The 26,343-nt window shown below is 30.8% G+C and carries 20 protein-coding genes and 1 pseudogene; 15 read left to right on the top strand and 6 right to left on the bottom strand.

The window, feature by feature from the left end; genetic code table 11:
- Nucleotides 1-7: 7 nt before the first annotated feature.
- The 4 genes from RH98_RS04620 to RH98_RS04605 form a co-directional block, all read right to left on the bottom strand.
- A complete protein-coding gene (locus RH98_RS04620) occupies nucleotides 8-1,027 on the bottom strand; it encodes a hypothetical protein (RefSeq protein ID WP_141629420.1) in 1,020 nt (339 codons plus the stop codon).
- A 190-nt stretch (nucleotides 1,028-1,217) separates the two neighbouring features.
- Nucleotides 1,218-1,619 carry a DUF2262 domain-containing protein gene (locus RH98_RS04615; protein ID WP_010251031.1) on the bottom strand — a complete coding sequence of 134 codons (402 nt, stop codon included), beginning with the start codon at nucleotides 1,617-1,619 and terminating at the stop codon, nucleotides 1,218-1,220.
- Between the two features lie 177 nt (nucleotides 1,620-1,796).
- Nucleotides 1,797-3,029 (bottom strand): peroxiredoxin family protein, encoded by a 1,233-nt coding sequence (locus RH98_RS04610; protein WP_010251029.1) that lies wholly within the window; start codon nucleotides 3,027-3,029, stop codon nucleotides 1,797-1,799.
- A gap of 173 nt (nucleotides 3,030-3,202) precedes the next feature.
- A complete protein-coding gene (locus RH98_RS04605; RefSeq protein WP_141629419.1) occupies nucleotides 3,203-6,382 on the bottom strand; it encodes a phage tail-like protein in 3,180 nt (1,059 codons plus the stop codon).
- Nucleotides 6,383-6,735: 353 nt separating this feature from the next.
- Between RH98_RS04605 and RH98_RS04600 the strand changes: the two genes are divergently transcribed.
- The 12 genes from RH98_RS04600 to RH98_RS04545 all read left to right on the top strand — a co-directional run bounded on the left by RH98_RS04600 (nucleotide 6,736) and on the right by RH98_RS04545 (nucleotide 16,420).
- The gene (locus RH98_RS04600; RefSeq protein ID WP_010251025.1) at nucleotides 6,736-7,701 is read left to right on the top strand and encodes a hypothetical protein; all 966 of its coding nucleotides are present in this window, start codon (nucleotides 6,736-6,738) and stop codon (nucleotides 7,699-7,701) included.
- A 144-nt stretch (nucleotides 7,702-7,845) separates the two neighbouring features.
- Nucleotides 7,846-8,223, top strand: coding sequence for a hypothetical protein (locus RH98_RS04595; protein WP_141629418.1), 378 nt, complete (start codon nucleotides 7,846-7,848; stop codon nucleotides 8,221-8,223).
- A gap of 488 nt (nucleotides 8,224-8,711) precedes the next feature.
- On the top strand, nucleotides 8,712-9,047 hold the full coding sequence (locus RH98_RS04590; RefSeq protein ID WP_010251021.1) for a PadR family transcriptional regulator: 336 nt from the start codon (nucleotides 8,712-8,714) through the stop codon (nucleotides 9,045-9,047).
- Nucleotides 9,048-9,067: 20 nt separating this feature from the next.
- A complete protein-coding gene (locus tag RH98_RS04585; RefSeq protein ID WP_010251019.1) occupies nucleotides 9,068-9,769 on the top strand; it encodes a hypothetical protein in 702 nt (233 codons plus the stop codon).
- Nucleotides 9,770-9,787: 18 nt separating this feature from the next.
- Nucleotides 9,788-10,396, top strand: a complete 609-nt coding sequence (locus tag RH98_RS04580) for a hypothetical protein (RefSeq protein WP_010251016.1) — start codon at nucleotides 9,788-9,790, stop codon at nucleotides 10,394-10,396.
- A 22-nt stretch (nucleotides 10,397-10,418) separates the two neighbouring features.
- Nucleotides 10,419-11,096, top strand: a complete 678-nt coding sequence (locus RH98_RS04575) for a hypothetical protein (protein ID WP_010251014.1) — start codon at nucleotides 10,419-10,421, stop codon at nucleotides 11,094-11,096.
- A 31-nt stretch (nucleotides 11,097-11,127) separates the two neighbouring features.
- Nucleotides 11,128-11,814 carry a hypothetical protein gene (locus tag RH98_RS04570; protein ID WP_026038743.1) on the top strand — a complete coding sequence of 229 codons (687 nt, stop codon included), beginning with the start codon at nucleotides 11,128-11,130 and terminating at the stop codon, nucleotides 11,812-11,814.
- A gap of 5 nt (nucleotides 11,815-11,819) precedes the next feature.
- Entirely contained in the window at nucleotides 11,820-12,521 is a 702-nt protein-coding gene (locus RH98_RS04565; RefSeq protein WP_010251009.1) for a hypothetical protein, read from the top strand.
- Between the two features lie 226 nt (nucleotides 12,522-12,747).
- The gene (gene gcvT, locus RH98_RS04560; protein ID WP_010251007.1) at nucleotides 12,748-13,830 is read left to right on the top strand and encodes a glycine cleavage system aminomethyltransferase GcvT; all 1,083 of its coding nucleotides are present in this window, start codon (nucleotides 12,748-12,750) and stop codon (nucleotides 13,828-13,830) included.
- A gap of 99 nt (nucleotides 13,831-13,929) precedes the next feature.
- On the top strand, nucleotides 13,930-14,646 hold the full coding sequence (locus RH98_RS04555; protein WP_010251005.1) for a YebC/PmpR family DNA-binding transcriptional regulator: 717 nt from the start codon (nucleotides 13,930-13,932) through the stop codon (nucleotides 14,644-14,646).
- 114 nt (nucleotides 14,647-14,760) lie between these two features.
- The gene (ypfJ, locus tag RH98_RS04550) at nucleotides 14,761-15,615 is read left to right on the top strand and encodes a KPN_02809 family neutral zinc metallopeptidase (RefSeq protein WP_010251003.1); all 855 of its coding nucleotides are present in this window, start codon (nucleotides 14,761-14,763) and stop codon (nucleotides 15,613-15,615) included.
- A 37-nt stretch (nucleotides 15,616-15,652) separates the two neighbouring features.
- Complete coding sequence (locus RH98_RS04545) at nucleotides 15,653-16,420, top strand: DUF2189 domain-containing protein (protein WP_010251001.1); 768 nt, start codon at nucleotides 15,653-15,655, stop codon at nucleotides 16,418-16,420.
- 54 nt (nucleotides 16,421-16,474) lie between these two features.
- Here the strand turns inward: RH98_RS04545 and RH98_RS04540 are convergent.
- Nucleotides 16,475-18,013: pseudogene (locus tag RH98_RS04540) on the bottom strand (YifB family Mg chelatase-like AAA ATPase).
- A gap of 321 nt (nucleotides 18,014-18,334) precedes the next feature.
- Here RH98_RS04540 and RH98_RS04535 point away from each other — a divergent pair.
- The 3 genes from RH98_RS04535 to RH98_RS04525 all read left to right on the top strand — a co-directional run bounded on the left by RH98_RS04535 (nucleotide 18,335) and on the right by RH98_RS04525 (nucleotide 24,184).
- Nucleotides 18,335-19,483, top strand: a complete 1,149-nt coding sequence (locus RH98_RS04535) for an efflux RND transporter periplasmic adaptor subunit (protein WP_010250999.1) — start codon at nucleotides 18,335-18,337, stop codon at nucleotides 19,481-19,483.
- A gap of 68 nt (nucleotides 19,484-19,551) precedes the next feature.
- Nucleotides 19,552-22,701, top strand: a complete 3,150-nt coding sequence (locus tag RH98_RS04530; protein ID WP_026038742.1) for an efflux RND transporter permease subunit — start codon at nucleotides 19,552-19,554, stop codon at nucleotides 22,699-22,701.
- Between the two features lie 10 nt (nucleotides 22,702-22,711).
- The gene (locus RH98_RS04525) at nucleotides 22,712-24,184 is read left to right on the top strand and encodes an efflux transporter outer membrane subunit (protein WP_010250994.1); all 1,473 of its coding nucleotides are present in this window, start codon (nucleotides 22,712-22,714) and stop codon (nucleotides 24,182-24,184) included.
- Nucleotides 24,185-24,454: 270 nt separating this feature from the next.
- Here RH98_RS04525 and RH98_RS04520 read toward each other — a convergent pair whose 3' ends face one another.
- Complete coding sequence (locus RH98_RS04520; protein ID WP_010250992.1) at nucleotides 24,455-25,516, bottom strand: phytase; 1,062 nt, start codon at nucleotides 25,514-25,516, stop codon at nucleotides 24,455-24,457.
- Nucleotides 25,517-26,343: the final 827 nt, after the last annotated feature.

The raw sequence follows: 26,343 nt of genomic DNA, 5'->3' as shown, positions 1-26,343 counted from the left end.
TATTAAATTATTTATCGAAAAAAGTTCTTACATCTTGATAAATATTATGTTTGGCAGTTACTTTTAATAAGAACTGAATAAAGTCGTTTCTAAATAGATATTTTATTTGAGCATTCTCTATTAAAATATTTTTCAATAATTCCATGTAAATAGTTACCTTATGAGGAGGAGCAGTTAGATAAATAAACTGTACCAGCATATAATCGTACTCTTTATTAGCACGATAAGACAAAGTAAATAGTCTTTGTATCTGTATTTCAACGACATGTCTCCACTCTTTCTCATCTTGAATATTATTTATATTCAGCGCAAATTGCTCAACAAAACTATCTACAAATTCGCTAAACTTTTTACTGTGATGCGATATTCGATGGTCAAAGGCATAAATACAATCTAAAAGTGATGCAAAAATCTTATGTGAGATAGGTTTAGAGATATTAACTATGACAAAATTATTGATAGGCTCGTAGGCTATCAGTAATAAATCAAGGATTTGTTTAATTTTAATAGCCTCTAGTGTTTTTCGCTTTCCAGCTACAGAGCTGATGATTTCTTCAGTAAGCTCTTTTACTTGCTCAGCAGTATATTCTATTTCTTTATTACTAAAAGTAAGTACAAATTGTTTCTCTAAAGACTTATTCTTCTTAAAAACAGTCTTTAACCACTGTGTTAATACATCTTTATTAATCTGTAAAAGAAGTTCATCAGTTTCAGATAATTTCTTTTTTTTAGTAGTTTTCTTAGTCTTCTTACCTAAAGTATTTTTAGATTTTTGATTATTCTTTAATGCAGATAAAACAGCTATTTTATGTAAACACAAATCAGCTCCACTACCACAATCACACGTCATCACACCAACATTATTATCGGAAAACTCTATAGATACATCAAAACTATGTTCGCCTTGATCAACAAAAGCAATATAACGACCAGTATTATCTAGTTCTAATTCTCTGACAGGAAACTTCTTTGCTCTACTTAAATCGCTTTTAACTACTCTTTTTAAGATATCTTGTATTAACATCACAAAAACTTACTTATATAAATACCCCTAATCCACAAATCTAAACTTACTAAAACAAATAAAAAAGTACTTATGTCCTAATCCGTTCTTTTTACGAGAAAAATAACATTAAAACAACATAAGATAATTAATTAGTTTTCAATAAAAAAGGCTCTCCTATTCGGAAAGCCTTCATATATATTTAATAAAATCGTTATCCCTCGACAGCTACACCATCCTCAAAAAAGCCATCCTTTAACTCTATTGCTAAAAAATGTCCTCCAAATATATCACCACCTTCATACATAAATTCTGCTTCCTTATCACCAGTAAAATATAAAGATAGTAGACCTATTTGAGATTTAAACTCTTCTTCTGTTAGTGCCTCATCTTCATTATAAGCATCGTATAATTCATCAATTATTAGTCTTTTTCCTCTCTCGTCATAAGAAGCTAGGTTACTTACAACTTCATCAATATCAACTAAAATCTCATCTATATTATTTTCTCCATTATATAAGGCAATAGTAATTTCTGTACCATTATATGTGTATTCGGCTTTTAAAACATCTTGATCATAATCCGTTGTTTCAAAATCTTTTGCTGTTAATATCATATTTAAATCTTTGTATTAATAAGTTTACTCATTCCTAAAATATTACTTCTATTACAGCTCTAATGTCGCATATATTACAAGTATTTATAGTCTTTAAACAGCAACAAATAAAGTGATTTTTTTCAAAAAATAAAGACTTAATTGTAAATAAGATATAATTAAGTCTTTTAAGTAAATTTATATTTTAGAAACAATACCATTTAAATTATCTTGTCTATCTATCACTATTCCATTTTCATCTATTAACACAAAAACAGGACTTTGCTCCACTTTATATTTACGGTATAATTCAAAGAGTTTGTCATCTACATCATACTTCCATGGTTGATTTTTCTGATCACTTGGATCAGCATCTACTCCAATAACAGTAATTCCTTTATTAATAAGTCCCTTATACTTAGCTCTTAAAATATTTAACTGCTCTTGACAAAGGTCACAAAAGCTACTATAAAAGAATATTAAACGCTTTCCTTTTACATCCGATAATTTTGTATCATCATTCAGGTTAAAGTCACTGCCCTTGAGTCCTATCAAACCTAATTTCTTATTAAACTCAGCTTTACCATTTTTATCTAATAAATCGTGAATGGTATTTTGAAATGCTGATTTTACATTATTATTTGTAGTCCTATTTAATATGTTATTATAATCTTTAATAACTATGTTGCTCACTTCTTCCTCACTCCCATCTTCATAAGCATAAGAATCTAGCCATTTACTTAAAATAACTGTCCATAAACTAGAAGTATATAAATCTTCTAAATCTAATCTATCAACTATAAACCTTCTTGCATCTTTTATATTTACAATAGGGTCAAGTGATAAACTTTCACCATTACCCATTATAATATCCATAAATTCAGCATAACGTGCTGCATATAAATTGCTTTCTCTTGTATCAGCAAGTAACTTTTGATACTCCTTTGTTAATCTATTTCTTTCTTCCTTAAATACATTAGTGATTTCATCTTTATTATCATAATATTTTGAAGCTTGAAATAGAGCATCTGCTTTATTAAAAATATCTTGTTGTTTTTTTAAACGCTTGGATATATAAGTATTTTCAGAGGTATTAGTAAAAGTAATATTTTCAGTAGCAGGTTCTTTTTCTAAACTTGATATAGTTATAGGTCCTTTTTCAGAAACAATCAAATTTAAACCTCCTCCATTAGTAAGTTTCCAACTCACCATACCTCTATAATCTTTGTATTTTTCAGGTAAAATTAACTTTATTTTTCCTTTCTCATCAAGGGCTCCACTACTAATAGTATCAATTTTTTCACCTTCAAAAACAATTAACCACCAACCTTGGTTTTTAAAATGGGGAAATTCAATTTCAATATTCTGCGCTTTAGCAAACTGAAAACTAAAAAAAAATATACATATAATAATAATTCTTAATCTACTCATAGAAATAATTTTTTAATTTTAAAAAGGGTACAAAACATCAAATTATAATATTATAAAACAATACAAAGCTTATTTAGCTACAGAATCTAAAAAAATAACATTAATATTTGAAATATATAAATAAAAAAACCTGCTACTTAACTCATCAAGTAGCAGGTTTTAAATATAATAAATTATTCAGCGATACATCTTATCGGTGTCGCATTATTCTTATAATAGCCATCTATCATATCTAGCTGTGATTTATATTTGCTATCATATCTAACAGAAAACATAACTGCATCATTTGAACCAGCACTTGTAGATGTCCAATAAAATGGTCTAGCCATTAGCGTTCTAGATCCATCACCACTTTGTCTATAACCACTTACTGGCAAGTATAATACATCTTCAAATAAATATCCTTTATTATATAGATATTCATCATTAAAACTTCCAAGTTCCTCTTTTTTATTATATATCCATAAACCTTCAAACTCAGCTTTAGTTGGAACTCTAAATCCTGTAGGACATGGGTCTTTTGGACCTTTTGAACCATTCCATGCAGAACTACTAGCTACAGTCCCTCTAGGCCATGTCCCAGGATAGCTAATACTACTAGGAGGTGCAACTAACGCCTCATTAGTTCCCCATTGATAAAAATGTCCTATTAATTGTAATGAAGGAACTAAAGGTTCTAAATCTTCTTTAACACCCAAATTATGACATTTAAATACTTTCCATTCTGTCAAACTAACCTTGGCACCACAACATGAACAGTCTTGAATTCTTATTGATTTTGTAACTTTTCTTATATCTTTTGCATTATTTTTAAATACAGCAATAATAGTTACCTCTGCCAAATCATTATTTTTAATATACTCCCTAATATCATCTCTAAAAACAATTTTAAAATCTTTATTAACAACTGAAGTAGATGATATTACATTTTTATTATCATCTGCTATATAGAACTTTAATTCTGTATATGGAGTAGAGTGGTTAAATGTATATGTAAATGTATTTGAATTAACAAAATCATTATTACGACTCTCCAATGGTCCACAAGCAGGTGTAGCAGTCATTCTAACATCATAACACGCTTTACCACTAATGCTATATTGCCCAGTATTATCTGATGTAATCAAGCTAAAATCAGGATTAACTTGAATTGTAATTGTTGCTGTTGCAGATCCACCACACCCAGAAGCTGTTACACTTAAAGTATGAGTTCCAATAGTAGCTTGAGAGTAATTATAAGTAGCTTGATCTGCTCCTACAATTACTCCATCTAATTTCCATTGATAATTTGTAGCCCCAGCAGAGTTCGCAGTGAACTGCATTGCTTTACCTTCTGATAATTTTGCTCCATTGGGCGTAATATTTACAGAGTTTACAGGATTACATCCAGAATCTAATGTTACTTTTTTACTTAATGTGGTTTGACCACAACCATTTTTAGCCAACACTTTAATAGTTATTTCTTCAGGTACTGTTAATTTTGGATAAGTAATAGTTCCCACTGTTCCACTCGTAGAGACATATATTGGTATCTCAGTTACTCCGTCTGCGCGATAAGCACTCCATATATAACTATCTGCTGCAGGTGCAGATGTTACTGAATAGCTTTCTGTTTCTCCATAAATAACTTTATTATTTACGTCTCCTGGAGCCATAGACCAAGTCATCGAAATTGGAAAATTATTCTCAACAGTTATATCTGGAGAAAATTTACTCCAACAACCATTTGCACTTTTATAACGTACCTTATATCTGCCTAGATTAGTGGTGCTATAAGTTCCTGTATTAGCACCAGGAATTAGTTTTTCATTTTCATACCATTCGTAAGCATCTGCACCTTGTAAACCTGCTACTAATAATGCTGGAGCACCTCCACAAATAAATGCTTTTGTATCTCCATTATTAATATTAGTATTTCCTGATGCCGTAAAAGTAATATTTGTAGAAGGAGAGATAGTCGTATTTGGACAATTTACACCTCTATTACTTACTTCTACCGAAATAGAAATCTTATCTAAACCTGCTGGCACATTAAAAATATAATTTGCTTTACCAGATCTTCCCAAAGTATTCCCATTAACAAACCACTCATAAGATACCCCCTCTGGATAAGAAGAAGCATTAAGAACATCAAGTACTATACTACCATTAGCACAGAATACTTGTGATCCACTACCAGTTAATTCTTTACCATCAATAGACATCTTTGGTGTAGCAAGAGATACGCTCGAAGTAGTTTGATCCAATAATTGAACTTTATTACTTGAAGATGAAGAACATGTACCTTCACTAACAGCGGCAAACCATTCTCCTTCATTAGATGCACCAGAGACCTCTAATGGGTTGGCACCATTTCCAGTAGGTTTACCATTGTGATACCATATAACTGGATCACTAGTTTCTGCTCTCAATGAGACTTTACCACCACCACATAGAATACCACTATTTGTAGCTGTGATATACGGAGCTTTAGGCGCTTTCGTATTACTTGCTGCAACAGTTACTGTTGCTTCCTGACCACATCCGATTAATCCAGGATAAACAGTATAAGTTCCTGCACGTTTAATTTCATAGTAGCTTCCTGTATGTACTACAACTCCAGCATATGTCCAAATATAATTTGCTCCTACCTCAGCATTTTGTATATATGCAAAAGCACTTCCTCCATCACAAAGAGTAAGAGTACTAGCGTTTAAAATAGGATTTTGCAAATTAGGACAATCCGCTCCTTTTTGTGCAAAAATAAAATCTTGAAATTCACCAGAACAATTATTAACAACTCTAACAATTGCCGTTCTATTTTGACTACTATTATTGTCTATAAAAGAAACTGAAAAACCGGAAGTAATAGGATCAACATCTAAAGTAACATACGCATCTCCAGAAGTCAAATAAACTTGATAGGCTTGTCCAGAAGGCACTATACACTCTGGATTATCTTTTGGTGTATAGATACATTTACTTGTTGCATTAATAGCCTCAGAAATGGGTGGTTTAGAAGCATCATAATTTCCACAAGAAGACTCCAACTCAATGTTAGCAGTCCCTAAACATAAACTAACCCATTTAATATCATTCCAATACTCTATACAATCTGTTGTAGTATTATAAATCATTAAACCTTGATTTGAAACTGTACCACTTTTAGATATAAAACCAAGAGCATCACGCTCTACAGTAGTTAAATGTGGAAGACGTAACCCTCCTTTAGTTATAGCAGTAGATAATTCTAACACAGAGAAAGCTTCTGGTACAGTAGCTTCTCCGATAATTATCTGAGCTTTAGATTTCAAAGTAAACCCTAATGACATAATAAGGCAACAAAGAATAATTAATAAGTTTTTTCTTTTCATTTGCAATATATAATTTAAAACTAGATTAACACTTTTATTGATATTTTTTATTAATAAACAACTTGCCAAATATAATATTCTTTACTTAAAAAATTAAAAAAAGACTTTATTTTTGTTAAAAAATATAAAAAACAAATCATAACACATTATTTAACATAATTCTTACTCAAAAAACTTAACATAAAAACAACATAATATTATTAAAACTAAAAAAACTAATACGACAACTTAACTACAAATGATTTATTAAAAACATAATTAAAACAACTTATTCAATAAAAAGACATTTCAATAAAAGCACAATAAAACTCAAAGTATTATATATAAATTTGCATAATTATAAATTTTATTAAATGAGAAAATCACTACTATTAAGTTTATTATTAGTTACATTTCTATTTGTGGGATGTAATTCTAGCTCCAATAATTATTGGATTGACAACCCAACAGATAAACCAATAACCGTTTACATTGATAATATTTCATACGATATTCCAGCAAATACTAAAAAAGAAGTAAGTATTGAATATGGAAAACATCAACTAAAATACAATGGACAAGAGCTGACTTTTCACAATGGTGGCCGTGTAAATAGTACGCAAGCAATCATCAACCCTACACAAAGTAATTATGTTTTCTACAAACAAATCTTCATGGATCCTAATGATGAGAGAGCTACTGAAGAATTTGCAAATTGGGCAATAAAAACACAAAGTGATTCCCTGCGTTTAAAAATAAATGATAGCATCACAACTATTTTTGTCCCTTTTCAAGTTTCAAATAAACTTTTTATAGATAAACATGATTTTAATTGGACATATAATGTTGACGAGCCAATGCCAGAAGGAATAACACTATCAAGTCCTATAGTAACAAGTAGAAACCGACAGCTAAAGAATGATCCTAATTACAAAGCAGGAAAGTTTCAAGAAGCAATCTATAAAATATATAGAGAACAAGATTTTAAAGATTATTTAAAACAATTTGGCGATGATAATATTGAGTTTTTAGAAACTAAAGCTCCTTATAATGAACTACCTAAGACTAAAATAGTTCTAACTAAAATACATAACATCCAAGATACTGAATACCAAGAAGCTTTACAAAAACATATTGCCGTTTTTAACGAATGGTTAAACGACAAAGGTTCAAACTCAACTAAGGGGTCTAAAGAAGTACTGATGGGTAATAAATTACGTGAATTAAAATCTGAATATTTGAAGAAATACCCAAAAGATTATTCTTTCAATGATGCAGTTAATGAATATGATGATCAAAAACAACCTTTTCTTTTATACCAATTAAATATTATTGAGTAGAAATAGGTAATAAATTAAAAGAGCGAAAGAGGAGTTAGATCAATAATTCTCATTCGCTTTCTTTTTTGAATACATATTATAAAGTAAATTAGCTGCTTATAGAAACAATTATATTATTCATAGACAATGATTAAACAATTACTTTTGAATTCTTTATTATTTTTTACCATTTTTAGTTACGGACAAGCCCATCCTGAACCAATTCTAAATGCGTACGAAATCATCTATGTAAATAATAAAGAATACGGTAAGCAACTCTTTATGTCTAATGTCAACTTGTATTATTCTGACGAAGGTAAGTTCTTTCAGTTAGATGGGTACCTCAATAATGGTGATAAAAAAGACATTATTTTTAAATACAGTTTTACTGAAAATGGTAAAGACTACTTCAATTTCTTCAATAGTGATTATGAATTTTTAAATGACGAAGAAAAAGGTACTTTTATCTTTAAATCATTGCCAAAACCCGTTAAAAACAGCAATGATACAATGTATAGAGAATTTCATATTGAAGCAATATAAATCGCTTTTCACTTATCTAATTATACTTCTATTATTAGCAGAATAATCTATTAAATAGTTTATATATTATACTTCACTTGATTTAGTTTAATTGCTAGCATATCTTATTTTGTTATTGTCCTAATGACTTTCCTCTATCATCAACTATCAAATCTTTGAGAAAGTATACAAACATTACTTCTCCATTTAAATCAGAAAACAGCTTACTTCACAAAACCATCATAACTATTTATCGATATTAATTAGTATGAAACACTCTCAATACTAAAAATTCAAACTACTTACACAAAAAAACTTAACATTTACCCTTACTTTCTTCACACAACGATAAAACACAAATACTTATAATACAATTAATTAAAAAAACAACAACTTAAATAAAAAAGACAAAGCCTACTTTTTTTAAGTTTTTATTCACATTTTTTAATACATAAGTTATAGATGTATTAAATTTTTTGTTACATTTGACATACATAAGATACTTAAGTATGAAAAAGCAACAACAATTATATAAAGGTAGTCTCAATGCTATTATTATGAAGCTACTTGAGCAGAACGGCAGAATGTATGGTTATGAAATTACACAAAAAGTAAAAGAAGTAACAATTGGTGAGATGAATCTAACTGAAGGAGCACTATACCCTGCTCTTCATAAATTAGAAGCAGATGGTTTCTTAGATGTAGAAATGGAGCGCGTAGATGGTCGTGTAAGAAAGTATTATAAGCTTACTGAATCAGGTATTAAAGAAACAGATACCAAAATGGAAGAACTGGAAAACTTTATTAGAAACATGCAAAACATCGTTAACCTTAAATTGACGTAAAATTAAATACTCTTTTTACAATGAATCAATTAAATATATTAACAAAAGATCAGATAAAAGTTATACTTAAACAGGTAGAACGATATGATATAAAATATGATTACTTAAATGATGAAATAGCAGATCATATCATTTGCGAGATTGAAGATGCTGTGTCTCTATATAATATGAATTTTGAAAACGCATTAATATATATATTTGACAAATGGGATCCTTTACTAAAACCAAATAAGAAATCTAAAAAGGATTTTCTATTGAAAGCTAACATAAAATCCAAATATAACAAAGTACCAGCTTTTATTTCTAAAACATGGGAGAAAAAAGATGACTATCGCTGGAGAATTGCTGGGCTTTTCACCTCTTTACTAGCTCTACTATTTTTGTTCTATAAACCTATTTCAAAAATTCAAGACGATATCGTCACTTTTTTCACTGTTTCAGTTATTACTTTAGGTTTATTATTGACTATTAGAATGTATCTGTTTTATAGAAAAAAAGCTTCATATAGAGCTACATATTTACGTAAAAACCTTATTAATTGTGGTATTACATTATTTTGTCTATTACTTTTAATAAGTGCTTCTACTTACGAAAGTTTTAAAACAAATAGCCCTATACAAGCACCAGGCTTATTAATATCATTAATTACTTCTTACCAATTTTTAGTAGTCTTATGCATGTACTACGAAAGCTTTAAACAACTAAGAAAAAAAATTGCATAACTATAAAAGGTATTAAGTATGGAACGATTAAATCTTGAACAAATAAAGCAAGTTGAGAATTTCTTAATCGATTACTATCAAATAAAATTTGATGATATTCGCGATGAAGTTTTAGACCATATTGCTTCTGAAATAGAAGACAAAATGACAAATGGCATTGCCTATGAAGCGGCTTTTAAACAAACCTTTAATAAATGGAACAAAGAACTAACTCCTCATTTGTGGATAAGATATAATCATGTTCCTCGCTTTATAGCCAAAAAGTGGTATAAAAGAGATGTACTTTGTTTTCTTTTAGCGATAAGTATTGGACTATGTGGTCATTATTTATTAAGTGAATATATAACTGATTATGGTATTGCTCAAATTACATTTAAAAGCATAGGCATCTTTAATATTATCATTAGTATTCTTTTGTATTTCAAATGCAAAAACATACAAAATTACAGAATGCAATTCATAAAAAAAGAAGCTATTAATTATGGACTAATTCCCTTATTTATACTAGGCTTATTCTGGACATCAGATACTAATTATAAAATGATTCCAATGGTCTTAATATTTGCTATTTACCAGAGCTACCTTTTTCTTGAAGCTTGCAAGATAAAAGAATACCAAAAAGTTTAATGATATATAAAACTTAATTGCTATGAAAAAACTAACTATAAAACAGCTAGGGATATTAAGACAGTCATTAGCTGATTGTAATGTACAATATATCGAGATTATTGATGAGATAGTTGACCATATAGCAAGTGATATTGAGCATTTATGTGCCACAGAACCAACTTTAAACTTTAATAGTGCTAAAAGAATAGTTTTTAATAAATGGGATAAGTCCAAAACTTTAAAACTATTAGTTAAACAAAAAAGACGTAATAAATATAAAGAATATAAAAAACTTGCTTGGAGAGGGCTACTTGATTACTTCACCTTTCCGAAAATAATATTCTCATTAGCTTTAGTCTTAGTATTTTTTAGCATTACTTTATTTTGCAGTCCCCTACTATTTAAAATTATCAATATTGCTTTCTTAATTCTTCCTACAATACTTGCAGTTCGCTTACAAAAAAAACTAAAATATATAAATGAGAAAAAAAGCATCTATCTAATAGATGAGACATTCAATCGCACAATAATATTATTAACAACATCAACAACAGGTATTTATATAAATATTTTACTAGAAATAAGCTTTATAACATCCGTAGGACAAATGATATTTTGGAGTTTAATTAGTACTTATACCATTTTATCATGTATTGTTATTGATAGAGTACTATTCATAATAGCCTATAACGAAAAGAAAAATTACCTCACAGCATAGTTTCCATATTGTAAAAAACAAACGAATGATTATGAAAAAACTAACCAACCAAGAAATAAAGGTATTGCATCAGTTTGTACAAAAGCACTATGTTGAATATTACGATGTAGAAGTAGAACTTGTCGACCATTTAGCAAATGGAATTGAAAAGCAATGGGAAGAGGACAATCAGCTACCATTTGAACAAGCATTAAACATAGAGTTTAAAAAGTTTGGAATATTTGGATTTAGTGATTTGGTTTCAATGAAAACACAAAATATCACCCTTTCCTATATCAAAATATTATTACGTGAGCTTAAGAAGTTCTTTTCATGGTATAAAATTTTAATAACAATTGCTCTTTTTGGTGTTATATACATTAGTATGCACTATCTGTCACAAAACTTTGCAGTTCGAGATATTGGAGATGTATTTATAGTTTGTGTTTTTATTTTCATGATTTCATGGCTACTGTACAATTATATACAAACAAAAAAAGAAGCTAAAAATGAAAACAAAAGGTGGCTATTGAATAAAGTTAAAAGTCAATTTATAGCTTTTCCAACAATAATGTTTTTTGTTTATTTCAGATTCTTTTTTTCAATTATGCATCAATCAATTTTTACAATTTCACTATTAATGCTAATTACTTTATTATGGGGCTTTTTAAGCATAAGCTTTATATCACCTTTAATTGATAAAGAAAAAGAAAAAATTAAACGACGATTAATTACCTAATTGCTATGAAAAAACTAACCAACCAAGAAATAGAGGTATTGCATCAGTTTGTACAAAAGCACTATGTTGAATATTACGATGTAGAAGTAGAACTTGTCGACCATTTAGCAAATGGAATTGAAAAGCAATGGGAAGAGGACAATCAGCTACCATTTGAACAAGCATTAAACATAGAGTTCAAAAAGTTTGGAATATTTGGATTTAGTGAGATTGTAGAGAAAAAAGAAAAACAATTATCTTGGTATTATTACAAAGAGTTATTCAAAGCTATTGGAAATTATTTTTCATCCCCTAAAATAATATGCATTGTAGCCTTACTCTCAATGCTATTCTTAATTGGAATAAAATTCCCAAATGATTCCTCTCAAATTTATATAGCTATTTTAATAGTAATTTCTATTTTACATTTGGGTTATGGTATTCATTGGTATTATTCTATAAAAAAGAAAGCAAAGGTAATTCCAAAAAAATTTCTCTTATTCAAAATTGCATTGCAAGGGTTCAGTATACCTTTCATTGGTTGTATTTATCCACTAGTAAACTTGCTTTTTGTAATACTTGAACGACAATTACGACTTAATCAAATAATTATCTACTCCGTGGTTATACTATTTTTTGGACTTTGGACGTTTGTAAATATAGTAGTATTTAAACCACTAATAACTAAACATTTAAACCAAACACTATTATCTTATAAATTCACCTAAATACAGTATTATGATTACACTTATTACTAAGTTGGCAACCTGCGTAATCAACTTAATTTTGTCGATGTTTTAAATATCACTAAATCTCTTGAACATGTTGTGTTATGTCCAAGAGATTTTTTTATTAATTCACTTTCTTCATAAGCAGTTTATCCTATCAGTTGTTTTTTAATATCCTAAAAAAACTTACTTTAGCACCTAATTATTAATATTATTTAACGACACAATGAAAACAGTAACTTTAAATCACATACATGAGAATTTAGGAGCAAAAATGGTTCCTTTTGCAGGCTTCTCAATGCCTGTACAATATGAAGGTGTTAATGCAGAACACGAAACAGTAAGAAATGGTGTTGGGGTATTTGATGTTTCTCACATGGGAATCTTTAAAATTTCTGGACCTAATGCATTAAGCTTAATTCAAAAAGTTACTTCAAATGATGCATCAACTCTAGTAGACGGTAAAGCACAATACTGCTATTTTCCTAATGAAAAAGGAGGAGTAATTGATGATATTATTACTTATAAAGTTAAAGATAATGAATACCTAATGGTAGTAAATGCTTCTAATATTGAAAAAGATTGGAACTGGATTACTAATCATAATGATGTAAATGCAACTTTAGAAAACTTATCAGATGGTTATTCAATTTTAGCTATTCAAGGTCCTAAAGCAATAGAAGCTATGCAAAGCTTAACTTCTGTAAACTTAGCTGACATTAAATTCTACAACTTTGTAATCGATACTTTTGCAGGTATACAAAATGTTGTTATTTCAGCTACTGGTTATACAGGTTCAGGAGGTTTTGAGGTATATGTTAAGAATGAAGATATAGAAACTGTTTGGAATAAAGTATTTGAAGCAGGTGCAAATTGGGGAATAAAACCTATAGGATTAGCAGCTAGAGATACATTGCGCTTAGAAATGGGATACTGTCTTTATGGAAATGAGCTAACTGATGAGACTTCACCTCTAGAAGCTGGTCTAGGTTGGGTTACTAAATTCACTAAAGATTTTATTAGTTCTGATATTTTAAAAGCTCAAAAAGAAGCAGGACTTAAAAATAAATTAGTTGGTTTTGAACTAATTGGAAAAGGTATTCCAAGACATGACTACGAAATCGTAGATGCAGAAGGCAACGTAATTGGAAAAGTAACCTCTGGTACTCAATCACCTTCATTAGGCAAAGGAATTGGTATGGGATATGTTCCAGTAGAATACGCAACAGAAGGTAGTACTATTTATATTCGCATTCGTAAAAATGATGTTGAAGCAAAAGTGATAAAAACACCTTTTTATAAAAAATAATCAAAGAGGATGGGAGTTTAAAAATAAGCTCCCATTTTTTTTATGATATATTTGAATAATACTATATTTTTGCACAAACAAAATTAAGTAACAATTATTATGGGAAGAGCGTTTGAATTTAGAAAAGGACGTAAGCTAAAACGTTGGTCTGCTATGGCAAAAACGTTTACAAGAATCGGTAAGGACATTGTAATGGCTGTTAAAGAAGGTGGACCTAACCCAGAATCTAACTCTCGTCTGCGCGCTGTTATACAAAATGCTAAGGCAGCTAATATGCCTAAAGATAACGTAGAACGTGCTATAAAACGTGCTACTGATAAAGATACTGAAAATTATAAAGAAGTAATATTCGAAGGATATGGTCCGCACGGAATCGCTTTCCTTATTGAATGTGCTACTGATAATAACAACAGAACAGTAGCAAACATTAGAAGTTACTTCAACAAATGCAATGGTACTTTAGGTACTTCAGGATCGGTTGAATTCATGTTTGATCATACTTGTAACTTTAGAATACCTTTTGATCCAAATAGAGATTTAGAAGAATTTGAATTAGAGTTAATTGATTTTGGTATTGATGAAATATTCGAAGATGAAGATGGAGAAGGTGTAATGATTTATGCTCCATTTGAAAGTTTTGGTGCGATACAAAAAGAACTAGAAAGCAGAGGAATAGAAATATTATCTTCAGGATTTGATCGAATTCCACAAGTTACTAAAGAACTTAGTGAAGAAGAACAAGCTGATGTAGATAAATTACTAGAAAAAATAGAGGAAGATGATGACGTACAAAGTGTATTTACTACAATGGCGTAATTAACTTACCTTAATAAAAATGAATAAAAGGGCTATTTCATAATGTGAAGTAGCCCTTTTCTTATTAATTCTTCAAACATCACTATTTTTACTATTTTTGCTAAAAAAATCATTATGAAATGGGAAGGCCGTAGAGAAAGTAAAAACGTAACTGATAGCAGAGGTAAATCTGCTGCAGGTAAAACTGCCCTTGGTGGTGGATTAGTTGGAATAATTGCAGTTTTGCTTTATTTATTTGGAGGTGAAACAGGAAAGCAAATTGCACCTGTTATTGAACAAATAGGTGCCGGGCAACAAACAGAACAAGTTGAAACAAGACAATTATCCCAAGAAGAACAACAAATGGGTAAAATGGTTGCTGTTTTATTTGCAGATACTGAAGATGTATGGCATAAAATCTTTCAAGAAAATGGAATGCAATATCGCGAACCTAAAATGGAACTTTTTGATGATCGAGTGAATACAAAATGTGGAAGTGCTACTGCTGATGTAGGTCCTTTTTATTGTCCAGCTGATGAGACCGTTTATATGGATTTACGCTTTTTTGAAGAATTGCACAATCGATTTGGAGCAGAGCGTGGTAACTTTGCTATTGCTTATGTTATTGCCCATGAAGTAGGTCACCATGTTCAAACGCTATTAGGAACAAATAGCAAGGTGCATCAACTACAACAAGGCAAAAGTAAAAAAGAAGCAAATAAGTTATCTGTAGGCCTAGAATTACAAGCTGATTTCTATGCAGGTGTTTGGGCAAAACACAATCAAAAATATCTAGAGCCAAAAGATATAGACATTGCCTTAAGCGCAGCTCAAGCAGTTGGTGATGATGCTATACAAAAAAGAGTATCGGGACAAGTAAATCCAGATTCATTTACACACGGTACATCTAAACAGCGTAAAGAGTGGTTTATGAAAGGATTTAACACTGGTGACATCAAGCAAGGAAACACTTTTGATAATTTAAAATAAACATTAAAAAATACTAGAATAATTCTAGTTTTCTACTATGAATAAAACAAATGAACAATTAAAGGAAATAAAGGAAAATGGCATAAATATTACAACAGCTAATGTGATGTCCGAAGCCTTTATTTACTACAAAAAAACATTCTTTTCAGCATCTGCAGGTTTAATGCTAATTACCTTCTTAGCTTCTTTTTTAATATCTTCTATTTTGGTAAAAGTATATGGAGAAAATACAGAAGCTGTTTTAAAAGAATTACAAAGTTTTAATCCTTTTACACTTTCTTTAAAAGGGATGGGTATTTATCTACTTGTAATGACAATCTTTACTGCAATTACAAGCGTTTTTTCTGCTGGTTTTATAAAAATGTCAGCAAATGCTTATGTTGGAAAGCGTTCAAGTATGTTTGTTGCATTTAAATACTTTGCTTCTATAAGAGGACTCTATGTATTTATTGCGCAATTTGTAGTTTCTATATTGTTCTCTTCTATTATATTTTTATTACAGTCAGAAGGACTTAATCTTGTAGCTATGGCTATTAATTGGTTAATAAATACACTAATTATTTTTAGTACACCATTAATTATATTTGGCAAACAGTCTCCTTTTGTTGCTCTAAAAAATAGTATTCAAGTAGTTAATAAACAGCCTTTAGCTATTATTTTCACTCTATTACTAAACTATTTTTTGGTAGGCGCAGGACTATTGATATTCTTAGTTGGAATATTTTTTACACTTCCCTACTTGTTCTGTATTATATTCACTTTATATAGACAAACGATAGGTTATTATCCGGAAGAAGAAAAATAATACAAAAAAAGGTTGAGCAATTTGCTCGACCTTTTTTTATATTTTCTAGTTGTACTAGCCTAACCAACCTTCCCTATCTAAACTTCTGTATTGGATTGCCTCCCCTATATGTTGTGCAGATATTTGAGCTTGATTATCTAAATCAGCTATTGTTCTAGCTACTTTAAGAATTCTGTCATAAGCCCTTGCTGATAAATTTAAACGCTCCATAGCTGTCTTTAGTAATTTTAATGACACTTCATCCAATGCACAATATTTACGTATTAAAGGGGACGTCATCTGTGCATTATAATGAATACCATTGTTATCGCTAAACCTTAATTGTTGAATCTAACGAGCATCAATAACTCGCTCTCTAATAGCTTTACTAGGTTCTGCCAATTGTTTTTCAGATAATTTTTCAAAAGGAACAGGGTTTACCTCAATATGAATATCAATTCTATCCAGCAAAGGTCCAGATATCTTATTTATATATCTTTGCATATCTGCTTGTGAGGGACGCATCGGAGCATCTGGATCATTAAAATATCCACTCTGACTCGGATTCATACTTGCCACAAGCATAAAAGATGAAGGATAAGTAATGGTGAATTTAGCACGAGAAATTGTTACTTCACGGTCTTCTAAAGGTTGTCTCATTACTTCCAATACTTCTCTTTTAAATTCGGGTAGTTCATCAAGAAATAATACACCATTGTGAGCTAGTGATATTTCACCAGGCTGAGGATAACTCCCTCCTCCTACTAAAGAAACAGAGGACGCTGTATGGTGAGGATTGCGAAAGGGTCTGCTTTTCATTAATCCACAATCTTTAGCTTTACCTACTACACTGTGTATCTTTGTGGTTTCTAATGCTTCATCTAAAGTCATAGGTGGTAAAATACTAGCTAATCTTTTCGCCAACATTGTTTTTCTTGAACCTGGTGGTCCAATCAAGATTATGTTATGTCCACCAGCTGCAGCAATCTCCATAGCGCGTTTAATGCTCTCTTGCCCCTTTACATCCTTAAAATCTATATCACAATCTTCAGTATTTTCATTAAAGAATTTTTCAAAATCAATATAAAATGGCTCTAACTGTATTTTTCCTTCCAAGAAATCTATCACTTCTTTTATATTTTCGACCCCATATACGTCTAACCCTTCCACTATTGCTGCTTCCCTCTGGTTCTCTTTAGGTATAAACACCCCTTTAAATCCTTCTTCTTTAGCTTTTATAGCAATGGGCAAAGCACCATTTATACACTGAACACTTCCATCTAATGATAATTCTCCCATAATTATATATTTATCTACTTCTTTAACAGGAGTTATTTGATTGGAAGCAATAAGAATACCTATTGCTAATGTTAAATCATATGCTGAACCTTCTTTTCGCAAATTTGCAGGTGCTAAATTGATTGTTATCTTTTTACCTGGTAGTTTATATCCTGTATTTTTCAAGGCTGCAGCGATGCGATAACTACTTTCTTTAATTGCATTATCAGGTAATCCTACTAGATGATATCCAATGCCTGAATCAATATGTACTTCTACTGTGATAGTAGTGGCTTCTATTCCAAATACTGCACTCCCAAATACTTTTGTTAACATAAATTTCTATAATTAGCTTAAAAGACAAAATAAATGTGAACAAAGTGATACATTTTACTAAAGTTCTATAATTCCACAATATCCACAGTGTAGAACGCCTCCACGAAAAGCAACACTTTTTCAAAACCTAAATTAGCGTTACTTTTGCAGAGAAAAAATTATTACAAACAGCAAAAACAAGCTTAAATTTCTAAATTTCAAATATTTACACACAATTCTTTATAGATTTATTTACCTCAAAACATACTTTGGCACTTATATTGAATTAGACTTAGAGTAGAAATTTTTTCTCACCTTCACACATTAAAGTATTTAATAAATATGATTACAAATAAAAAAACAGTTTTAGTAGCTATTTCAGCATTGATAATGATTGGAACTTTAATAGGTATCAATAGCTGTAACATTGGTTCTTCTAAAACACTCGATCCTAAAGAAAATGCATTAGCATTACCTATAATTAAAGTAGACACTGCTACTGCTATAACAGTGAAAGATTACATTGGAAATATAGAAGGTAAAGTAAACGTTGAGATCCGTCCACAAGTGGAAGGAATACTTGACAAAATTTTCATAGATGAAGGTTCTTTTGTAAAAGAAGGACAACCTCTATTTCAAGTTAACCCTCAACCTTACCAAGAGATATTAAACAATATGATTGCTACTGAAAATGTAGAAAAAGCTAAACTTAAAAATGCTAAACTAGAGATTGATCGTTTAAAACCTCTTATTGATAATGAAGTAATCGCTGAAGTACAATTAGAAACAGCTAAATCAAACTATGAGATTGCTAGAGCTTCCTTAGCTAAAGCATCAGCAGCTGTTGCTAGTGCTCAAATTAATTTAGATTATACAACTATCAAAGCACCAGTAAGTGGATATATTGGAAGAATCCCAAAGCGTATAGGTAACTTAGTTTCAAAAAGTGACAAAGAACCATTAACTGTATTGTCAGACGTTAGTGAAGTATATGTTTATTTTGGAATGAGTGAATCTGATTTCTTATATTTCAGCAAAGACAAAAAACCAGATAGCACAAATATTACTTCATCTGGGCAAATTCTTCCTGAGGTAACTTTAATATTAGCAGATGGACATGAATATGCTGAAAAGGGTAAAGTAGATATGGTCAATGGACAAGTAAATAGAAATACTGGTTCTATTTCTTTACGTGCTTCTTTTCCTAACTCAAAAGACGTGATGAGATCAGGAAACACTGGTACTGTAAAATTAAAAGAAACCAAACCTAGTGTAATTCTTATTCCACAAGAAGTTACCACTTCTATACAAGACAAAACATTTGTATATATACTTGATAATCAAGATAAAGTAAAACTACAATCTATTGAATTAGATGGCGTTTCTGGCAGTAACTTTATTGTTATTGAAGGTTTAAACGTAGGAGACCGCGTAATTAAAACAGGCTTCGACAAATTAACTGAAGGGATGTATGTAAAACCTATAAAATAATTAATGCCTCTACTTTATTTGAAAAAAAGAAAGAACAAGTATAAACTCACCTTGCAAAAAAAGATATTATGTTAAAAACCATCATAAACCGTCCCATACTAGCGACTGTAATATCGATTATGTTCGTATTATTAGGGTTAGTTGGGTTAACATTATTACCAATTACACGTTTCCCTGAAATTGCTCCACCGAGTGTAACAGTTTCAACTTCATACCCTGGAGCTAACGCTGAGACTGTAGCACAGAGTGTATTATTACCTATTGAAGAATCAATCAATGGTGTTGATAATATGACCTATATTAGTTCAAAAGCAAGTAATAGTGGTTCGGGTACGATTAACGTTTTTTTTAAAGCAGGAACTGACCCAGATCAAGCAGCAGTAAACGTACAAAACCGTGTAAGTAAAGCGGCAAGTGATTTGCCATCAGAAGTAAACGAAAATGGGATCTCTGTTACTCCTCGTCAGAGTGGTAATATTATGACGATTAACTTCTATAGTGATCACCCAGAAGAAATCTATGACGAGACATTCTTACAGGCTTATACACAGATTAATATCAACCGTGAATTACTTCGTGTACCTGGTGTTGCATCAGTAGGGCGTATTGGAGCACGTGATTACTCAATGAGAACTTGGTTAAACCCAGAAAAGTTAGCTTTATATAACTTAACTCCTCAAGATGTAATTGCGGCAATAAAAGATCAAAACTTTGAAATTGCCCCTGGTAATTTCGGTGAGACTTCTGAAGAAGCATTTGAAACGGCATTAAAACACAAAGGTAGATTCAGTCTTCCGGAGGAATATGAAAATATAGTGATCAAGACGAATGTTGACGGTTCAGTCTTGATGTTAAAAGATGTTGCTAGAGTTGAATTCGGAGCGTCCAATGTAGGTAGTGATAATAGTGTAAACGGTTATCCTGGTCTTACAATGAATATTACACAGACAGCAGGTTCTAATGCTAGGGATATTGATATTGCGGTTAGAAAAGTATTAGAACGAGTTTCTACATCTTTTCCTAAAGGAATACATTATGAAATCAGTTACTCTGTAAAAGATCAAATTGACGAATCAATTAGTCAAGTAAGAAGTACTTTATTTGAAGCATTCTTTCTAGTATTCATCATCGTTTACTTATTCTTACAAGACTTTAGATCTACAATTATCCCAGCTATTGCTATTCCAATTTCATTGGTTGGTACATTATTTTTCATGTATCTAATGGGATTCTCTATAAACGTTCTTACAATGTTCGCTTTAGTGCTAGCCATTGGTATTGTGGTGGATGATGCTATTGTAGTGGTAGAGGCCATACATGAAAAAATGCATCAGACGGGTATGAAAGCTAAAGAAGCAACGATTTCTACCATGAGTGAAATTACTAGAGCGATTATTTCTATTACTTTAGTAATGTCAGCAGTATTCTTACCTGTTGGATTTATGGAAGGGCCTGCGGGAATATTCTATAAACAGTTTGCTTATACATTAGCATTTGCTATTTTAATTTCAGCTGTAAATGCATTAACATTAAGTCCTGCATTATGTGCCTTGTTTCTAAAACAACCATCTGGTGATGAATATGTAGCCAATAAAAATAAAAATGTAGTACAACGCGTTAGTGGAAAATTCTTTTTCTCTTTCAATACTGCATTTGATGCGTTTACAAATAAATATGTAGCAACAATAAAAAAATTAATACAAAACAAAAAAGTTGCTATTTCAGGTTTAGCTTTAATAATTGGTATAGGAGTATTCTTTTTATACAAAACACCATCTGCTTTTATACCAAGAGAAGATGACAGTTTCATTACATACTCTTTAGCGATGCCTCCAGGTGCATCATTAGCACGTACAAAAGTGGTATTAGCTAAAGCAGACAGTATTTTAAAACAAAGAACGGATATTGAAGGGATGACAGCTATATCTGGTTATAATACAATCGACGGTAATGCGAGTCCTTCTTTTGCAGTAGGTTATATTAACTTAAAACCTTATAAACAAAGAGGAAAAACAAAGAATATTGACAAGATTATATCTGATATTCAGACTGATTTATCACAAATAAATGAAGCTACTTTTAACGTATTTCCTAGACCTACTATTCAAGGTTTTGGTGACTTTGGTGGAATAGAATTTGTATTGCAAGATCGAATGGGAGGTGGTTTTGATGAATTTAGTAAAACTGCAGATGAAGTGATTAAAGAATTAAACGATCGCCCTGAGATAGACAATGCGTTTACTTCTTTTAAAGCTAACTTTCCCCAATACCTATTAGAAATTGATTACGTTAAGGCAAAGTCTCTTGGTGTTAGTGCTAAAGAGTTAATGACTACAATCAAAAACTATTATGGTCGTGTAAAAGCGGGTGATTTCAATCGTTTTGGACGTACTTACAGAGTATATATGCAAGCTGATATTGAGTATAGAGAAAATCCTCAATCCTTTAAATCCATTTATGTTAAGAATAAAGATGGTGAAATGCTACCTGCAAATACATTAGTAAAACTGAAAAAAGTATTGGGTCCACAAACAGTTACAAGATATAACTTATACAATGCTATTTCAGTAAAAGCAAATCCTGCTCAAGGTTATAGTACTGGAGATGCAATGAAAGCAATAGAAGAAGTAACTTCTAAAATGCCTGGTAACTATTCATATGAATTTACAGGAATGTCATTAGAAGAAAAAGATTCAGGTAATCAAGCAATAATGATTTTTGCGTTGAGTATTATCTTCGTTTACTTTCTACTATGTGCTCAATACGAAAGTTATTTATTACCAGTTGCTATTTTATTAACTGTACCTACTGGTTTATTAGGGGTAGCTTTATTTGTCAACTTGGCAGGGCTACAAAACAATATTTATGTTCAGGTAGGATTGATTATGTTAATTGGATTACTTGCAAAAAATGCCATTCTTATTGTAGAATTTGCCTTGCAACAGCGACGTACAGGATTGTCGATATTTGATGCAGCGATAGAAGGTGCTAAAATGCGTTTAAGACCAATTTTAATGACCTCTTTTGCATTCGTCGCAGGATTAATACCTTTGATGTTTACGGTAGGACCATCGGCTCAAGGTAACCATTCGATTAGTTTTAGTGCTGCAGGAGGTATGATTTTCGGAGTGATCACGGGAATATTTATTATTCCAGTACTATTCTTCATCTTCCAAACTTGGGATGAGAAACTAAAGGCTAAAATTACTAACGATTAAGACTATAAAAATGAAAAGCTCAAAAAGAATATTAACATATACATTTTATACTTCATTGGTATCAGGAGCAATACTATTAAACTCTTGTGCCCCCCAATCGAATTATAAAGCTCCAAAACTAGATATTCCTGACTCTTACAGAGGTCAGGATACACTAGGAGCAGAAAATGATTCTGTTGGAATAGCAGATATTGATTGGAAGACTTTCTTTGAGGACGAACAATTAATTACATTAATAGAAAAAGGACTAGAACATAACTTTGATTTGCAAGATGCTATCAAGAATATTGAAATAGCTGATCAGAAAGCACGACAAGCAAAGCTAGAGTGGCTCCCTTCTCTTGGCCTAGAAGCAGGAAATGTAAGTTACCAATATAGATCTAAAAATTATTATGGATCACCTGCATCTAAATATTACGAGCATAAAGGAAAAGATGCACCTGAAAATATGTATGTCAATTCTGCACAATATACTTCTACATTGGGGTTAAGCTGGGAATTAGACATTTGGGGTAAAATAAGAAGTCAAAGTGCTGCTGCTTTAGCTGAATACTTAAAAACGCATGAAGCAAGAAAAGCTGTACAAACAGAGTTAATTACGCAAATTGCAGAAGGATATTACAATTTACTGTTGCTTGATGCACAAATGGAAGTTGCTGAAACTAACTACGAATTGACAAAGAATACATTGAAGATTGTACAGCTACAAAGAGATGCTGGTCAAATTACCTCTTTAGCGATTCAACAAACAAAAAACCAGATGTTAGTTGCTAAAGCATTAATACCTTCTTTAAAACAGCAAATTGCAGCTCAAGAAAATGCGTTATCATTGTTAACAGGTCAACTTCCTAATAATATTGAACGAAACGCAAAACTTGCAGATGTAAGAATTAATGAAACCTTGACTACTGGTGTTCCACTTTATATGCTAAGCCAAAGACCAGATGTCCAAGCTGCTGAATTAGATTTAAAAGCTAAAAATGCTATAGTTGGAGTAACACAGACAAGCAGATATCCTTCTCTATCCATTGATGTAGCAGGTGGATTAAATAGTATGCTAGGTGAAAATTGGTTTAACATACCTGGTTCATTATTTGGAAGTGTGGTAGGAAAATTAGCAGCTCCTATCTTTAATAAAAGAAAACTAAAAACTGATTTTGAAGTTGCAAAAATAGAGCGTACACAAGCGGAGATTGATTTACAAAGAACTGTTTATACTGCTATAACAGAAGTAACTGATGCATTAGTGGAATCAAATACTGTAGATGAACAAATTGAAATAGCAGAAGAACAAGTATCTACTTCTAGATTAGGGGTAAAACAGTCAAACTTGCTTTTTAATAGTGGATATGCAACTTATATAGAGGTAATTAATGCACAAAAAAATATGCTTGATAGTGAGTTAAATTTAAACAAATTCAAGCAAAACAAACTCCTTTCAAGAGTGAAATTATACAAAGCTCTTGGAGGAGGATGGAAATAAAAAACAATACTATAATAGATAGATTAAGAGTTTCTCTCAATTCTCTCAATCAACTAACAGCCAAATTATTATAGTGTTGCTAAATAGCCAAACTCTCAAACAACAAAACACGCCAAAAAAGGCTGCCGTAGGGCAGCCTTTTTCACAGTAAAGAACTCAAAATAGCCTAATTTATTCACCTATCCCTTTTACAATTACTTAGGCATTAATTGACAAAAACCAAAAAAAACAAATTTTTCTTAAACACTCTATATAATACAATGGTCTTAATTATTGTAAAGCAATATAATCACTAATTAGACCTAAATCATAATACTGATATTTTCTATCATCCCCTTTTCCAATAAACAATCCTCTTGAAAACTTCCCACCAAAATTCTTTAGTGAAATTGCAAAGTCATTACTTTGTTTAGTCAATAAATATAGCTCTTCCAATAGTTTAAACTTTATATCTTTTCCTTTTTCACCCTTGCCTTCCTTAGCATAAAATAGGAATGTATTATTATTAACATTTGAAAGTAGTAAATAATCATTTTCACGATTAACAAACTTCATATTTCCAATCTCAAAATCAAATTTATCAATAAGAGTAACATTAGACTTTTCATCTATAATATCTGGTGAGGCAGTATGCCTTTTTATTTCCGTTCCGTTATCGCAATAATAAACATAGCCATCCTTTTCATTTACACTAATAGAGACATTTTTATTATTACTAATATGTTGACCAAACTTTCTTATATACTTTCCTTCTACACTGCCTCTTCCATTATCGATAAGTTCATATTGTCGAAAATATTCATTTTGATTATTAGTTTTACTTGCTACCAATACATACTGCTTTACATTTCCTACTGTATCAATATCTTTAAATAAACTTAAGTCGAATAAGACTTCTGATTTTCCCTCATTATCAAAAACATCAATCCCTCTTACATCAATAGGTATCAAATCTGGTAAGCTAAATACTCTTACTTTTTTTCGCTCAAGCTCACCTATAACAACAATATCAATAACTTGATTATCCAATATAAAATCATAAGCTATATCAATACTATTTGCTTTCTTTAGTCCTAAGTGCTTATTAACTAATTTGCCATCTAGATCGTAAACATATAAGCCTCCTTCATCACTTCCTATAATCAAACTTTTGCTAAAATCTGCTTTGTTCTCCCAAATAGCAACTCCTTTAGCTTTTTTAAATGTAGACTCAGAAGAAAAAACGGGATGTATCCTCTCTTCATTTAAACCAATAAGACGTTGGCTACAAGCGTAAAAAACTAGAATAATGCTTACAAATACTACTACTCTTAAAATTGCACCTTTGAACATATACAGCTTGTATGTTAATTATCATTTCTACCTATGACAAAATTAAATTACTATCGAGCATTTAAGGTTACCAGACTTTTAAGTATGTGTAAAGTTTTCTTTTACTTTTATCCTTTTATCAATAAGCTAAGTAACTTAATTATTAAGGCCATCTTGATTTTTGTAAAAGTATAGAAAGGGGACAGAAATTTGTATCGCTAAATAAACAAAGCCTACAACGCCGTGTACCAAGTACTCGACATAGATAGCGTAGAACTAGATATAGTTCCGCCCCTAACACTTCCAAAAAGAAGATTTAAATAGAAAAACATTAAGAGATATAGAAGTTTAAGAAAACTAAACACTGCTGATGTCTTCATCTTATTGTCGCTCATCTAGTTCATTGCAACCATTTTATTTTTACACCTTTTAAAAATTACTCACATAAATATTCAATGATCTTTTTGAATAGAAGTGCCTAAAATGATTGGTAGAACCAAGTATCCCATATACCTCTTTAATACTATAGAGGATATGATTTTTTCAACAATGCTTCAACACTTCTTCAAGACTGCTTCAATAACCAGCCCTCTATATGGAGCAATCATGGGGAAATGTTGAAGAAGTGTTGAAGGATTTCGCTCTAATGTTTATGAATACGGGCCTTAGCAAGCATTGCAAATTTGCCCCAATAGATTATTTTAAACATAAAATACTGTAAATTAATTAGATAAGTTTTTTAGGATAAAAAAAAGTGAGGTGCTTTTTTTTTGCTCAGCTAGTTAAAGTGTTTACGAAAAACTAAAAAGTCAAGATGACTTTATAAACAAAAGGATACTCGTGAATAC

This window comes from Myroides injenensis M09-0166 (assembly GCF_000246945.1).
In the GTDB taxonomy this organism is placed as follows: domain Bacteria; phylum Bacteroidota; class Bacteroidia; order Flavobacteriales; family Flavobacteriaceae; genus Flavobacterium; species Flavobacterium injenense.
This window is presented reverse-complemented; position numbering and strand designations above follow the sequence as displayed.